Annotated in this window: 13 protein-coding genes, 1 tRNA gene and 1 other RNA gene; 7 read left to right on the top strand and 8 right to left on the bottom strand. The window is 42.4% G+C overall.

What is annotated here, in order from left to right:
- The first annotated feature begins 256 nt into the window (after positions 1-256).
- The gene (truD, locus tag LU276_RS03625) at positions 257-1,348 is read left to right on the top strand and encodes a tRNA pseudouridine(13) synthase TruD (RefSeq protein WP_284674292.1); all 1,092 of its coding nucleotides are present in this window, start codon (positions 257-259) and stop codon (positions 1,346-1,348) included.
- 105 nt (positions 1,349-1,453) lie between these two features.
- Positions 1,454-2,248: a M15 family metallopeptidase gene (locus tag LU276_RS03620; RefSeq protein WP_284674291.1), complete on the top strand. Its 795-nt coding sequence runs from the start codon at positions 1,454-1,456 to the stop codon at positions 2,246-2,248.
- Positions 2,249-2,308: 60 nt separating this feature from the next.
- Here LU276_RS03620 and folD read toward each other — a convergent pair whose 3' ends face one another.
- From folD to argC, 7 genes are all read right to left on the bottom strand, one after another.
- On the bottom strand, positions 2,309-3,163 hold the full coding sequence (folD, locus tag LU276_RS03615) for a bifunctional methylenetetrahydrofolate dehydrogenase/methenyltetrahydrofolate cyclohydrolase FolD (RefSeq protein ID WP_284674290.1): 855 nt from the start codon (positions 3,161-3,163) through the stop codon (positions 2,309-2,311).
- Positions 3,164-3,215: 52 nt separating this feature from the next.
- Entirely contained in the window at positions 3,216-5,540 is a 2,325-nt protein-coding gene (gene clpA, locus LU276_RS03610) for an ATP-dependent Clp protease ATP-binding subunit ClpA (protein ID WP_284674289.1), read from the bottom strand.
- Positions 5,541-5,672: 132 nt separating this feature from the next.
- Positions 5,673-6,035: an ATP-dependent Clp protease adaptor ClpS gene (locus LU276_RS03605; RefSeq protein WP_284674288.1), complete on the bottom strand. Its 363-nt coding sequence runs from the start codon at positions 6,033-6,035 to the stop codon at positions 5,673-5,675.
- A gap of 70 nt (positions 6,036-6,105) precedes the next feature.
- Positions 6,106-6,888 carry a hypothetical protein gene (locus tag LU276_RS03600; protein ID WP_284674287.1) on the bottom strand — a complete coding sequence of 261 codons (783 nt, stop codon included), beginning with the start codon at positions 6,886-6,888 and terminating at the stop codon, positions 6,106-6,108.
- A 133-nt stretch (positions 6,889-7,021) separates the two neighbouring features.
- Positions 7,022-9,292 (bottom strand): heavy metal translocating P-type ATPase, encoded by a 2,271-nt coding sequence (locus LU276_RS03595; RefSeq protein ID WP_284674286.1) that lies wholly within the window; start codon positions 9,290-9,292, stop codon positions 7,022-7,024.
- 418 nt (positions 9,293-9,710) lie between these two features.
- Positions 9,711-9,923: a heavy-metal-associated domain-containing protein gene (locus tag LU276_RS03590; RefSeq protein ID WP_284674285.1), complete on the bottom strand. Its 213-nt coding sequence runs from the start codon at positions 9,921-9,923 to the stop codon at positions 9,711-9,713.
- Between the two features lie 51 nt (positions 9,924-9,974).
- Positions 9,975-11,045, bottom strand: a complete 1,071-nt coding sequence (gene argC, locus LU276_RS03585; RefSeq protein ID WP_284674284.1) for an N-acetyl-gamma-glutamyl-phosphate reductase — start codon at positions 11,043-11,045, stop codon at positions 9,975-9,977.
- Positions 11,046-11,340: 295 nt separating this feature from the next.
- Between argC and folE the strand changes: the two genes are divergently transcribed.
- The 5 genes from folE to ybeY all read left to right on the top strand — a co-directional run bounded on the left by folE (position 11,341) and on the right by ybeY (position 14,191).
- The gene (gene folE, locus LU276_RS03580; RefSeq protein WP_284674572.1) at positions 11,341-11,946 is read left to right on the top strand and encodes a GTP cyclohydrolase I FolE; all 606 of its coding nucleotides are present in this window, start codon (positions 11,341-11,343) and stop codon (positions 11,944-11,946) included.
- Between the two features lie 125 nt (positions 11,947-12,071).
- A non-coding RNA gene (gene ssrS / locus LU276_RS03575) (6S RNA) lies at positions 12,072-12,264 on the top strand.
- 112 nt (positions 12,265-12,376) lie between these two features.
- Positions 12,377-12,452, top strand: a tRNA-Asn gene (locus tag LU276_RS03570).
- Positions 12,453-12,600: 148 nt separating this feature from the next.
- Positions 12,601-13,668, top strand: coding sequence for a PhoH family protein (locus LU276_RS03565; RefSeq protein ID WP_284674283.1), 1,068 nt, complete (start codon positions 12,601-12,603; stop codon positions 13,666-13,668).
- Between the two features lie 94 nt (positions 13,669-13,762).
- The gene (gene ybeY / locus LU276_RS03560) at positions 13,763-14,191 is read left to right on the top strand and encodes an rRNA maturation RNase YbeY (RefSeq protein ID WP_418001286.1); all 429 of its coding nucleotides are present in this window, start codon (positions 13,763-13,765) and stop codon (positions 14,189-14,191) included.
- Positions 14,192-14,280: 89 nt separating this feature from the next.
- On the opposite strand, the gene pyrF is transcribed toward ybeY, so the two are convergent.
- On the bottom strand, positions 14,281-14,979 hold the full coding sequence (gene pyrF / locus LU276_RS03555; RefSeq protein WP_284674281.1) for an orotidine-5'-phosphate decarboxylase: 699 nt from the start codon (positions 14,977-14,979) through the stop codon (positions 14,281-14,283).
- Position 14,980 lies beyond the last annotated feature (1 nt).

Raw genomic sequence — 14,980 nt, 5'->3', positions numbered from 1 at the left:
AAAATAAAGCAACCATTCCTGCAATGCCCTGAAAAAGACTGGGCAGTCATTTTAAATGCTTGTCATTATTTTGGTTATTGGTTAAAACCCACTAGCACCATTTAGATTCATTCGCTGTTTTTATTGGCAATTACATTGTCTTTTTTAATTAGGTCAATTAAGCAAATACGCCAAATATCCGAATAAAGTTTGAGAAAAACCCAAAAACATGGTTTAATACCGTCTATTGACCAACTACCCAGATTAGCCATCCATCATGTCCATACATTCGCCGTCCATTACCGCCACACTAAAACAAACGCCCGCTGATTTTATCGTTACCGAACAGCTAACCTTAGATTTTGATAGTGTGGGTGAGCATTTATGGGTATATGTCGAGAAAATCAATCTCAACACCACTTTTGTTGCACGCCTGCTATCAAACTGGGCAAACATCCCTAGTCGTGATGTGGGGTATTCAGGATTAAAAGACCGTCATGCCAAAACCTACCAATGGTTTAGTCTGCGTTTACCCACCAAAACCCTACCTGATGGCAATTTTGATGATTTTATTAAAGACAAGCTCCACGCCAATGAAGCAGTACACATCATAAAATCAGCTTGGCATGGTCGCAAGCTCAATCGTGGCACACACAAGAACAATCACTTTTGCATCACTTTAAAAAACATTAAAGGCGATCAATTCGCCATCAATGCACGACTAGAACATCTCTTGCAACATGGCGTACCAAACTATTTTGGCGAACAACGGTTTGGTAATGGTGGTGAAAACATCACCAAAGCGATTGCTTTTTTTGAACAGTTACTAAACAGCGATAAACCCTACAAACCTCATAAAAAAGACCTAGAACGCCATAGCCTGCTTATTTCATCGGCTCGTAGCCATCTATTTAATGAGATTTTGGCTACTCGTGTAGCAGATGACAGTTGGGACAAACCCTTAACGGGAGAAGTGTTCAATCTTGATGGCACAGGTTCAATTTTTACTGCAGACATTGATGACACAATCATTAAACGGCTACAAATACATGACATACACCCCACCATCGCCTTATATGGCGTAGGCGATAATAAAGCCAGTCAAGATGCACTTGCCACTGAAAATCATATTTTTCATGATGACAAATACCGCACACTTGTTCAAGGCTTAGAAAAAGTAGGCATCAAGATGGCTCGCCGTGCCACTCGCCTTTTGGTGCATGAGTTAGTATGGCAATGGCAAGATGATACGACTTTGGTGGTTGAATTCACCCTGCCTAAAGGTACATTTGCCACAGTGGTGCTATCAGCCTTTATTGATGTGCTAAGCGAACCAAATCGCCCAAGCATTCTTAGCGAGCAATCTTAATGGACGGTCATTTGGCAACCACGAACATTGTATACCCAACCTATCGCATCTATAGATTAAATCCGTATAATATATCTATCACACAGTCTGATTTGAATTAAGCATATGTTCATTAAAAAAACCACACAGCTAACACGCCTATCTTTAATCATGCTAACAACACTAATGGCCACGCAGGCACAGGCGTTAGATATTACAGATGATAAAACCATTCAAGCAATCTTAGCACAATTAAACACCCAAGATAGCCTAGCATATACCCATTCTCAAGAAAACACGATTGACACACCACCTAAGCCCATCTGCTCACCAGATGCCCTAAAAGTCAATATTGAGCATTTTGCTTATGATGAAGTGATTGCTGAATATCTGGTATGGAGTGGTTATGGCGACCAAGAGCATGAGAACAAACTCATTCATAAAGATGTCAAAGAACCACTACAAACATTGGTTAAGGCTGCCGCTAAAGATAAAGTAGCCCTATACCCAAGCTCTATTTTTCGCTCAGTGCGTGCCCAAGATGCCATCATCAAGCGTAAGCTTCGTCAAAAACAGCCCATTGAGACCATCTATCACACTTCCTCACCTGCAGGATATTCCGAACATCACACAGGATATGCGGTAGATTTTGCTCCGATTGATGAGAAATTCACCAAGACCAAAGGCTATCAATGGCTACTTGATCATGCCCATAAATACGGTTGGGAACAGACATTCACCAAAGAGTATTCCGAAAAAAGCGGTGTATCAGAAGAATCATGGCACTGGCGATATATTGGTGATGAGCACGGACAAAGCCTATTTGCACCACGATATTGTCAGCCCTATGAACATCTAGCAGAACCCACCTTTGACGACAACACAGAACAAGAATCACAAAGCAATGATGGTAGCGGATAATGATTGGTTGATATGAAAAAACCGCTCAAAAGAACGGTTTAATTTTAAAAACAATCAATATCAGCAAATACCTGCTTCCTTCTCGGCAGCTTCTACCGTCTGACGAATTAAAGTGTTGATTGTCATTGGACCAACACCACCTGGAACAGGTGTGTAGGCTGCTGCCACCGCTTGAATGCCATCAAGCTCAATGTCGCCACAACCGCCATCTGGCGTTGGATGGAATCCTGCGTCCACAACGATTACCCCCTGCTTAATCCAGTCTTTTTTAATCAGCTCTGGCACACCCACCGCACCAACAACAATATCAGCATTACGAACATGCTCGGCAAGATTTTGGGTGCGTGAATGACATATGGTAACCGTGCAGTTAGCATTTAATAGCATCGCTGCCATTGGCTTACCCAAAATAGCACTGCGACCAATCACCACCGCATGCTTGCCTGACAGCTCAATATTATGATGAGTAAGCAGGTGCATGATGCCTTGTGGCGTACAAGAACCATAAGCTGACTCACCCATCGCCATGCGTCCATAGCCCAAACAAGTAACGCCATCAACATCTTTATCCAGACTAATACGGTCAAAACACGCACGCTCATCAATCTGTGATGGCACAGGGTGTTGCAACAAAATGCCATGAACATCAGGGTTGGCATTTAGCTCGTCAATCTTGGCAAGCAACTCTTCAGTGGTGGTATTCTTAGGCATTTCCACACGAATGCTATCCATGCCGATACGCTTGCAGGCGTTGCCTTTCATACGCACATAAGTCGCTGATGCTGGGTCATCGCCAACCAAAATGGTCGCCAAAATTGGTGTACGACCCGTCTTGTCTTTTAATGTCGCCACTCGTACCGATAGTTCATGCTCAACCGAGCTTGCCAACGCCTTGCCATCTAAAATCTGTACCATAAAGCCTTCCTTTATTAAATAAAAATTAGCCAAAAACCATATCACCAACCGTCTAAACAGACAACTCTTGATGGGTGGATTGTACCACATCAAAGCGTAATTTTTCTAGCGGTGCGTCATCGGTTTTATTTGTCTCACCGACATTGTCTGCATGAATTGTTTCAAGTGAAATCTGCACTGTGCCACCCTGACTTAAATCACCAAATAAAATCATCTCTGCCAGCACTTTTTTGATTTCATTTTGGATAAGTCTTGCCATCGGGCGTGCACCCATAAGCCTATCATATCCATTTTTGGCAAGATACTGGCGTACTGCATCATCTACTTCTAGTAAAACTTGCTTATCATTAAGCTGGGTTTGTAACTCGGCGATGAATTTATCCACCACAGAGATGATAACTTTCTCATCAAGCGGTGCAAAATTGACAATAGCGTCCAAGCGATTACGAAACTCAGGCGTAAAGGCACGCTTTAACGCTTCGCCATTATCACTGGTGTGGTCTTGATGTGTAAAACCCATAGACGCTCGGCTAATGCTTGTAGCACCAACATTGGTCGTCATGACCAAAACCACCTGCTTAAATGATACAACACGACCATTATTGTCCGTCAATGTGCCATGGTCCATGACTTGCAACAGCAGATTAAACACATCAGGATGTGCCTTTTCAATCTCATCAAGTAGTAGTACGGAATATGGGTGTTTATGGATTTTTTCGGTCAATAGCCCACCTTGCTCAAATCCCACATAACCTGGCGGCGAACCAATCAAGCGTGAAGCCGTATGAGATTCCATGTATTCACTCATATCAAAGCGTACAAGCTCCACTCCCAAGGCTAAGGCAAGCTGCTTACAGACTTCTGTCTTACCCACGCCTGTTGGACCTGAAAACATGAAGGCACCAATAGGCTTATCAACTGGTTTTAGTCCAGCCCGTGATAATTTGATGGCATCAACCAAGCCATCAATTGCTTCATCTTGCCCAAAAATAACATGTTTGAGATTACAAGCTAAATGTTTTAAACTTTCTTTATCGTCTTTTGAGACAGATTTTGGTGGTATGCGAGCAATTTTTGAAACCACCTCTTCAACCATCGCCACATCAATAACCGTGGGGCTATCCGCATTTATTCCATCATCTTTGGCAGTAAACCGAGTGCGTGCACCCACCTCATCCATCACATCAATCGCCTTGTCAGGCAAAAACCTATCTTGAATGTAGCGTGCTGATAAAGACACCGCCGCCTCGAGTGCCTCATCGGTATAATAAACATGATGATGTGACTCATATTTATCCTTTAAACCCTTTAAAATACCCAGTGCATCAGCTTGACTGGGTTCTGCTATATCAATACGCTGAAATCTACGAGATAATGCTTGGTCTTTTTCAAAGATTTGACGGTATTCATTAAAGGTTGTCGAACCAATACAACGAAGCTCACCATTTGACAAAGCAGGCTTGATAAGGTTGGACATATCCATCATGCTACTCATGGTTAAGCCTGTCCCAATCATGGTGTGAATCTCATCAATAAACAGCACTGCATCTTGCTCGCTATTTAGGGCGTGCAAGATGGCTTTTAGGCGGTCTTCAAAGTCGCCACGAAATTTCGTTCCCGCCACCAAAGACCCAATATCCAAGGCATAGATGATGGTGTTTTTTAGTGGTTTTGGTGCTTTATCATGGACGATAAGCCATGCCAAACCCTCTGCAATGGCAGTTTTACCCACACCTGCCTCCCCCACAAGCAAAGGATTATTTTTGCGGCGACGACACAGCACTTGGGCTGTACGCTCAATCTCTGCCTCACGACCAATCAGCGGGTCAATCTTTGCCGCTTTGGCTTTTTCGTTCAGATTGATGGTAAATGCTTGGATAGGATTTTTAATCTTGGTGGTTGTCTGTCTTGGCTTATTGTCAGCAGAATTAGCAGACTCTAATTCTTCTGACTGACCACGATGTGAGATATAACGAAGCACTCGCAGTTTACTAATATCATGTGTCGTTAGTAAATGTAGTGCTTGCGTATCTTTTTCACCAAAAATCGCCACCAAAATATCCACACAATCAATCAAACGCTCTGTACCACTAGATTGCTGATGCCAGATGGCTCTTTGCAAGACTCGCTCACAGCTCTTGGTGGGTTTGGCAGTCAGCCTATCATCAGCTGTTTTTGGAATATAGTCCGCCAAATAAATCTTTAGAGCATCGCCAAGCTTATCAATATCCACACCAAAATCACCAAACATCTCCTGAATATTAGGACTGCTTAACAAACCAAGCAACAAATGCTCTACCGTAATAAACTCATGGCGATGATTTTTGGTATAACGCTCAATCTCTTGACGCACCAATTGAAAATCCGTACTAAACATCACTCTCCTACCATATCTAATTTTTTACCCCAAGCTGCACAATTAGGCAAAGTTAGTAAGCCTGATTATTGCTGTTCGGATATTACCAAAGGTTTTTGTTATCAATGGATTATTAAAACTCAACCTTCTATCTTAATTTTTTTCAAGTGTAGCTAAAAGCGGATACTCCAACGCTTCAGCCAATTCGGTTACTTGAGCGACTCGCATTTCAGCGATATCGTATGGCAAAACTGCCACCACCGCACGACCTTTCTCATGAACACAATACATCAGTTCCACCGCTTTATCCAGCGTATGCCCAAAGACATCAACCAAGACATGAACCACAAAATCCATTGTCGTATAATCATCATTATGCAAAACGACCGAATACAGCAGCGGCTCTAGGCGTTCGGTCGCCACATCCGTTATCTCATCTAAGGCGACATCAGAGTCCATATCAAAGGTCATACCCGATGGCTTCATTTGATGATTTTGATGGGAGAATATACTCATAAGTAAATCATTATTCATAATTAAGTGGTTATTAATAATAGTCTTATACATACCTAACAAAAAGCCGAGCCTACGCCCGACCTTTGGTTAATTGCTTTTGATTGGTTTTTTTGTTTATACTCCCCACCTCTGATAATGAAGTCGGTGCATCACCGATGATTTTACCAACCCGCCAATTATACAACTGCTGAATTTTTTGTTCACCTGCGATCAGCTCAAGTTTCATCTGGCGTGGCACAAAACCTTTTGGCATCACAAAACGCCCACGAATATTTGCCACACCATCAATCTGATAATTTGATGGCTCTAGCGGAATCTCCACCATACTGGTAGCATTAAGCAGTGTTAGGCGTGGTATCATACTCACCGCCCTACCTGATACATCAATCATGGCAACATCAAAGCGATATTCAAATATATTTTCAGGCAAAGCAACAATCTTAGACCCAATCACTTTTAACGCCACACCACCTTGTGCTGCCACCGATGATTTTAACAAATCATTGACTTGAGTAAGCTGTAGATTTTTAATTTCCAGATTGTTTTGCTCTGTATTTAAGCGTTCGATATTGTTAAGGCTAATGTCTCGCTCTTTGGTGATGGCATCAATCTGCTGTTTTAGGCGGATATTTTCAGCAGACAATGTACTTACATCTGTAGATTTTCCTGTCTCAATAGCAGCGTATTTAGCGGTGTATAGCCCTTGACGATGACCAAACCGATAACCAACAAACGCCACAACCAGCGATGTAAACACCAATGCCACCAAAAAGAGTGCTAAGATTTGTGCGGTAGTGCCAACCTGACTCTTTGAGTGAATCGCTCTATGTTGTGATTGTAATGTTTTTGACATAATCTTTACAATAAACCAAACAAAATTTAGTTATTATAGCAAATATCTCATTAGACTTTTAACTATTTTATCAAAAAATCTAAAAGTTCACAAAAACACTTCGCTCTCATACAGCCCAAACCAGACTTGATTTCTAAGTCTTATTTAATTTCAATCGCTTTAGACGCAAAGCATTGGTAAGCACCGAGATAGAGCTCAACGCCATTGCCGCCGCTGCAATAATTGGGTTAAGCAATCCCACACCTGCCAATACGATACCAATGGCATTATAAATAAAAGCAAAAAATAAGTTTTGCTTAATAATGGCAAGCGTAGCTTTTGCGATGACAACCGCATGATGGGCGTGCGTTACTGAGTCACCAATAATCTCAGCGGTAGCCGTGTGCTTGGCGATACTTGCCGCATCATGCACCGAGAAGCTCGCTCGAGCAGCTGCCATCGCTGGTGCATCATTCACACCATCACCCACCATCGCCACCTGTTTGCCTTGTTGTTGCAATTTGATGATTTCATCTGCCTTGTCTCGTGGTGACATTTTGCCATAGTGGTTATCAATACCAAGCTCACCTGCGATATGTGCCACCACACCATCGTGATCGCCACTCATCATGATGACATTGATGCCATCTTGTTGTAGATGATTGATGACAGTTTTGGCATGATCTTTTGGTTTATCAAGCAAAGCAAATACAGCCAAAACACGCCCATCAACCGATAAAGCAACCTGCGTGGCGATTTGCCAAATGCTATCAAAGAGATGATTGTTAGGAGTGGATAAGGATGGCTCATCATCCATTAAGGTAGCGTGTGGATAGATGATGTTCGCTTTTTGCGACCGATTTAGCTCTTTAAAATCACCATCAAAGCCCACAAAACCCAGCGCTCCAACTTTAATCACACCCACGCCCGCCATTTCTCCCATCATGCCCTGTCCGACAATGGTGGTAGGATTATCAATCTCTTTTAGACTTAAGTTTTGCTGTAAAGCAGTGTTCACTAGTGTATTTGCTAGCGGATGATTGGCGTATTGCTCAAGGCTTGCTGTTAACATCAATACCTCATCGTAACTTGCACCATCAGCCAAATAAACCGCTGCAATGCTAGGCACGCCCACCGTCAGCGTACCTGTCTTATCAAAGACAACTGTATCAACTGCTCCTGCCGCCTCCAAACTTACTGCGTCCTTAAAACGCACCCCATGCCGTGCTGCTGTTCCCATGCCTGCCATGATGGCAGCAGGCGTGGCAAGCCCCAAAGCACAAGGACAAGCAATCACCAACACCGCCACCGCTCGCATCAATGCTTCATCAAACACACCCAACATCAACCAATTGATCATAAAGACCAATATGGCAATCACCACCACGACAGGCACAAACACCGCTGTTACACGATCGGTCATTCTAGCAATACTGGCTTTTGTTCCTTGAGCCTCACCAAGTGCCAAGATGGTATCACCCAAAGCGGTATGTTCACCCAACCTTGACACTCGGTATTCAAAACCACCATCTAGCACAATACTTCCTGCTAGCACTATATCACCCACTTTTTTAAAGATGGGCTGACTCTCCCCTGTCAAGTGTGCCACATCCACCAAGCCCTCTCCCAGTATCATCTCGCCATCAGCAGCGATACGATCACCCATACGAGCTAGCAGAATATCATTCTCATTGACAAGTGCCATCTTGGTCGTAACCCATCGCTCACCTTGTCGCACAGGGACGGTAGTTGGCACCAAGCTCATCAGCATAGAGATGCTATCTAGGCTTTGTTGCTTGGTGCGTAGCTCTAGGTATTTACCCAGACTGACAAACGCCATCACCATCACCGATGCCTCAAAATAAACTTGATGATGAGACTGTTGCCCCATACTTAGCCATAGATAGGTTGAATACGCCCAAATCGCTGTCGTGCCTAAGGCTACTAGCGTATCCATATTGGCAAGACCACCACGAAGTGACGCCCACGCCCCCATATAAAACCGCCAACCAAAGCCAAACTGCACCACACTTGCCAACAAAAACTGCATCCATACAGGTATCATCAGCGAATGACTGCCCACCATCATGCCGACCATACCCACCCAAAAAGGCAAAGACAGCCCCCACAATAACACCAAGTACCAAGGAAAATCTGACGCATTGTCAGCCTGTTTACTTGCTCGGTTATGCTCATTATCAATCAGCTTACCCTCAAACCCCCCTTTCTTAATCCATGACAACACTTCTTGAGCATCTGCCTGATGATGGGTGATACTGAGTGTCTCAGTGGCAAAATTCACCTGTGCTGACACCACAGCAGGATTTTTATGCAATACCTTCTCTAGGCGGTTGGCACAGGCTTGGCAAGTCATGCCTAAGATGGCGTATCTTTGCTTAATGGGATCTTGGGTGGGTGTACTCATGCTTTTACCTATTATCTTTTTGTCTGCCATATTAATCTTACATGGGTACAAATAAAGAATATTCAACGATACTTTTAGATAGATACCGAATTTAGGCACAGCCGTTCTAGCATCATACATACTTTAAGTAATCTTAATGCTCTTTAGATGATCGCATTGTATATCCCAATAAACCCAAACCACCCAATAAAAAAACCGAAAAAATCACTTTTTTCGGTTTTTTATCCATTTCATCAAGTGTAACCAACTTCTGCATTTGTACAAAAATAAAAAGTCATATATTTTTCAATGAAGCTAGCAGGATTTATGGTTATTTGACTAGCACTTTTTTAATAAAAGGGATATGAAAAATATGTTTTATTTATTTGTCATGCAAAAACAGTGATTGAGTCTCCACGACGCCTGAAGGTCTTACACACTAAGTGGTGCTAAATCCCATCTCTTCAATGGTCTCTATGATTTGACTCTCATCAATCAGCTCATCATCATAAGTAACAACCGCCTGTTCAAGTGGCAAACTTACCTCGACTGCCTGCACACCTGCAAGCTCAACCAATGCATTATTGACCGAAGTTTTACAGCCACCACAAGTCATTCCAAAAACCTTTAAGGTCAAAGTTTCAATACTCACTTTTTCTCTCCAAAATAGTACTTTATATTTTCAAATACAGCTTAAATTACTTTATGGTGTTACAGGCACAACTTCCAAACCCAGTTTTTCATCTAGCCCAAACATGATATTCATGTTTTGTACTGCTTGCCCTGCTGCACCCTTAACCAGATTGTCCTGTACCACCATAATTGTCAAGATATCTCCATCTTGATGAATGCCAATTTTTAAAAAATTAGATGCACGAGTATGGCGAGTCTGTGGAAGCACCTGTTTTGGCAATACATCAACAAAAAACTCATCTTTAAATCTTGATTCAAACACCGCCTGCCAATCGACTTGCTGTCCTGCCTTGGTTAAGGTCAGATGAATAGTGCTAAACATACCACGAATCATCGGCACTAAGTGCGGTACAAAGCGAATTTTATGGTTAAATATTGAACCAAGCAACCCATGAACCCCTTGTTCAATCTCTGGCAAATGACGATGACCTGACACGCCATACGCACTAAAATTATCCGAAGTCTCACTAAATATCAAGTTCAGCTTAGCACTACGCCCTGCACCAGAGATGCCAGATTTAGCATCAATGATGATATGCTCATCAATCAGTGGCGTACTTTGACGGTTTTGTTCTGCAATAATGGCAGCCAAACCCAAGATGGCAGTAGTCGGATAACAACCAGGATTACCGACAACTTGAGCGTCTTTAATTAAATGGCGGTTAATCTCAGGCAGTCCATAAGCCGATTGTCTCAAAATCTCTTCACATTCGTGCGTCATGTCATACCACCGCTGAAAAGCGGTCAAATCTTGCAAACGAAAATCCGCTGCCAAATCAATGATTTTTACCCCACGACTTGTTAATAACGGTGCCGACTTCATCGCAACCCCATGCGGTGTCGCAAAAAACACCACATCACATTCAGTTAGCTTCTCATCATCAGCATCGCTAAAGGCGATATCACAAATACCACGCAAATTCGGAAATAGTTCGCTTACCTGCCTACCTACCTCTGTGCGAGAAGTTAGCATGACAATCATTATTAGCGGATGACAAGACAGCAGACGGATCAGCTCCACGCCTGTATAACCCGTACCACCGACAATACCCACTTTAATCTGCTTTTGTTGCTCTGACATACACCTCTCCACGCCAAAATTAGATATTAAAATACAAAAACACTACAAATTGTACCACCAATCCCCTTAACTGTGCCAGCCATTATCACAAAATAAGCAATTTACAAACCAACACAACCACATTTTTAGCGAATTTAAAACCGCTTTTTAACATTCACCATCAACTACAACCAAACCTTTTGCTAATTTTTAAAAATTTTTACTATTTTTTGCTATTTTGACTTGATAAAATCTGATTTTAAGTTAAGCTATATTGTTAATAATTTTCTCAAGCTCTCTTAAGCCACATATGACCATGTCAAAATCCGATAACACCAACTTTATCCCCGATTATGAGCAGATCGCTCACCACTACGCCAATATCATCAAAGGCAGCGGCGAAGACCTAAGCAGAGAAGGACTCTTAGATACGCCCATGCGTGCAGCCAAGGCTTTTGGCCACCTAACTCGTGGTTACCATCAGTCGCTTAAGGTTGTTGCTAATGATGCCATCTTTGCATCAGACAATCCTGAGTTAGTGTTGGTGCAAAATATTGAATTTTATTCTTTGTGCGAGCATCATCTACTACCTTTTTATGGTGTAGCTCATGTCGGCTATCTGCCTAATGGCAAGGTACTTGGTCTATCCAAAGTAGCACGCATCGTTGATATGTATGCTCGTCGCTTACAAATTCAAGAAAATCTCACCAAGCAAGTTGCCATTGCCATTGAAGAATTAACAGGGTGTCGTGGCGTGGCGGTCGTGATGGATGCCAGTCATATGTGCATGATGATGCGTGGTGTCGGCAAGCAACAATCCACCACTCGCACGGTCAGCATGCTGGGCGAATTCACCACCAACAACCAAGCTCGTGGTGAATTTTTGGATGCCATTCCAAGACGAAGTCCTGCTTTTGGTTAATCCAACCATCACTTCATTTACCCATAAGAGACACTCTTATGGGTTTTTTATCCCAAAAAACCAACAACTTAACCACCAAATAAGCCAAAGCCAACTTGAAAATTAACCAAAAGATGTTATAATGACCCTCACTGAAGTGTTCGCCAGCAGAGCGTATTCCTGAGCCGATAATCTTACTTTAGGAACGCATGACTACTATTTTGTTGAGCAGGCCTGCATCTTTGCGATGTATCAGGAAGCCATAATAAATAGTGATGCCTTCCGCCTTGAACTTCACGGTTCATGGTAACCCCTTTGCAGCGGCACTTTGGTATTTTTATTGCTTATTTTTAATAAAAATACCAAAAAATTGATAAAAATTTCATTTTTTTATTGACAAGCATAAAAAACCTGTTATAATACGCACCATCTTAAGCGACTTGCTAGATATTCCCCAATAGCTCAGTCGGTAGAGCATCGGACTGTTAATCCGTGTGTCCCTGGTTCGAGCCCAGGTTGGGGAGCCATTTTCTGCTAGAAACAGCAACAAAAAAGCCTTTCAATACGAAAGGCTTTTTTGTTTTTTAGCTTGAAAATCTCTATACAAATCCTTATTATAACCACAGATGACCATCATCGCTTTTTATATTTTATGACAAAATTAAGGAAAAATTCTTGAGCATTACCCGTACGCTTACCCTAGCACTAGATACTAACGAGCTACGCAATTTAGCTGGCGAATACAACAAACATCTAAAATACCTACAAGAACGCCTAGGAATCCAAATCATACAACGACAAAACAATTTCACCTTAATAGGTGATATTAACATGGTTGAGCGTGGTGAGTTCATTATTAACAAACTTGCTAAGATTGCCAACAATGACATCGATGGTGAAGAGTTGCATCTCATTATCCAATCAAGTCTGGCACGAGATGCTGTTAAATCAGACACCCAAAACAAAAAGCCTCTTTATGCCGACATTAGCCTAAGAACTCGCAAAGGTAAAATTACCCCTAGAGGCTACAATCAACAAGAATATGTCAAAAAAATCCTTATCTCCGATGTCTCATTTGGTGTCGGTCCTGCTGGCACAGGTAAGACTTATTTAGCGGTGGCTTGTGCCGTAGATATGCTAGAGCGTGGGGAGATTGAGCGAATCTTACTTGTACGACCTGCTGTTGAAGCGGGCGAAAAATTAGGTTTTTTACCAGGCGATTTAACCCAAAAGATTGATCCTTATTTGCGTCCGCTATATGATGCCTTATATGAAATGCTTGGGTTTGAAAAAGTAGGCAAGCTACTTGAGCGACAAATCATTGAGGTAGCCCCCCTTGCTTATATGCGTGGTCGCACACTGAATAATAGCTTTGTGATTCTTGATGAAGCACAAAATACCACACCAGAGCAGATGAAGATGTTTCTTACCCGACTAGGTTTTGGCTCTCGTGCGGTAATTACAGGCGACATGACACAAGTGGATTTGCCCCGTGGGCATAAGTCAGGTCTCTCCCAAGCTTTGGATATTTTATCCAAGATTGATGAGATTCACATCACTCGCTTTGACAGCAAAGATGTGGTGCGTCATCATTTGGTACAAAAAATCGTTCAGGCCTATGACGCCTTTGATGATGAACAAGAAAGGCTTAAAGCTGAGCGTAAGGCTGCACAACTCACCAAAGAGCTTGCCAAAACCCAAGAAGTACAAAACCAAAATGATGCGGAACCTAATAATGGCTAAAACCCTGTTCTATATTGATTATCACGATGAAATCGACAGTCAACGCTATGATGAGAAATATATAAGTCAAGTCATAGACCACACACTATCTATCATGAGCGATAAACTCAATAAAGGCGTTTGTTTTGCTTACTTTGAGGATGCGATGGATTACTGGCATCAATCCAAGACGCTAGACATCTACATTACTAACGCTATTGAAGGTAAAATGCTAAACTTGGAGGCTCATGGCAAAGATTACGCCACGAATATCTTGTCTTATCCAAGCGAACTACCGCCTGATGTTTTTGAGATGATGGGTGAGATACCACTAGGCGAACTCATCATCTGCCATGATGTTGTGGTGCGTGAAGCAAATGAACAAAATAAAACTTTTAAATCCCACCTCACCCATCTCATTGTGCATGGTATTTTGCATTTATTAGGTTTTGATCATGAAATCAGCGATATGGATGCAGACGAGATGGAGGGTTTTGAGATTGAGATTTTGCAAGGATTGGGTATTAGTAACCCCTACGCCTAGCTTCTTAAGTTGCTGTTTAGTCATTAATTAAACACGAAACCAAAAAAGCAATCTTGTCAGATTGCTTTTTTATTTGAATAAGGCACGGCTTAAATAACCGACAACTCATCTACAATCAATTGTAATTTATCATTAGGACAATCCGCACCTGTGATAGAACGACCAATTACCAAATAATCCGATCCATAGCTCAAGGCTTCTTTTGGTGTGCAGATACGCTGCTGGTCGTCTTTAGCATCGCTAGCTAGGCGAATACCAGGGGTGATGAGTTTAAAATCATCACCCAAATGCTGCTTTAATAGGCGAGCTTCTTGAGCGGAACACACCACACCATCTAAACCGGCATTTTTGGTTAAGGTTGCTAATCGTAACACCTGTGAGGTCATATCCCCTGCGATGCCAAGCTCTGCCAATTCTTCATTCGCCATTGAGGTTAAGACCGTAACAGCAATCAGTAGCGTCTGATAGTCGCCTGCTTGTAGGCGTGATTTAGCAAGCGTCATTGCCCTTGAACCTGACATGGCGTGTACATTGACCATCCACACACCCAAGTCGGCAGCTGATAGCACCGCCTGAGCGATGGTATTGGGAATATCATGGAATTTTAAATCCAAAAAAATCTCAAAGCCACGCTGATGGAATTCTTGCACCACCTTTGGACCACAAGCCGTAAAAAGTTCTTTGCCCACCTTTAGGCGACATAGCGTTGGATCTAAGGCATCTGCCAACATCAACGCCCCAGACAAGTCGTGTTTATCAACAGCGACAATAATAGGAGATTTAACCATG

It is taken from the genome of Moraxella haemolytica (genome assembly GCF_030177935.1).
Taxonomy (GTDB): Bacteria; Pseudomonadota; Gammaproteobacteria; order Pseudomonadales; family Moraxellaceae; genus Moraxella; species Moraxella haemolytica.
The sequence above is the reverse complement of the archived record's forward strand: the minus strand, read 5'-3'. Positions and strand labels throughout refer to the sequence as shown.

Excerpts from the sequence above, each read along its gene's own strand:
- truD (WP_284674292.1), top strand. The coding sequence starts at position 257 with ATGTCCATACATTCGCCGTCCATTACCGCCACACTAAAACAAACGCCC.
- ybeY (WP_418001286.1), top strand. The coding sequence starts at position 13,763 with ATGAGCGATAAACTCAATAAAGGCGTTTGTTTTGCTTACTTTGAGGAT.
- LU276_RS03595 (WP_284674286.1), bottom strand. The coding sequence starts at position 9,292 with ATGAGTACACCCACCCAAGATCCCATTAAGCAAAGATACGCCATCTTA.
- folD (WP_284674290.1), bottom strand. The coding sequence starts at position 3,163 with ATGGTACAGATTTTAGATGGCAAGGCGTTGGCAAGCTCGGTTGAGCAT.
- clpA (WP_284674289.1), bottom strand. The coding sequence starts at position 5,540 with ATGTTTAGTACGGATTTTCAATTGGTGCGTCAAGAGATTGAGCGTTAT.
- LU276_RS03600 (WP_284674287.1), bottom strand. The coding sequence starts at position 6,888 with ATGTCAAAAACATTACAATCACAACATAGAGCGATTCACTCAAAGAGT.
- LU276_RS03605 (WP_284674288.1), bottom strand. The coding sequence starts at position 6,035 with ATGAGTATATTCTCCCATCAAAATCATCAAATGAAGCCATCGGGTATG.
- folE (WP_284674572.1), top strand. The coding sequence starts at position 11,341 with ATGTCAAAATCCGATAACACCAACTTTATCCCCGATTATGAGCAGATC.
- argC (WP_284674284.1), bottom strand. The coding sequence starts at position 11,045 with ATGTCAGAGCAACAAAAGCAGATTAAAGTGGGTATTGTCGGTGGTACG.
- pyrF (WP_284674281.1), bottom strand. The coding sequence starts at position 14,979 with ATGGTTAAATCTCCTATTATTGTCGCTGTTGATAAACACGACTTGTCT.
- LU276_RS03620 (WP_284674291.1), top strand. The coding sequence starts at position 1,454 with ATGTTCATTAAAAAAACCACACAGCTAACACGCCTATCTTTAATCATG.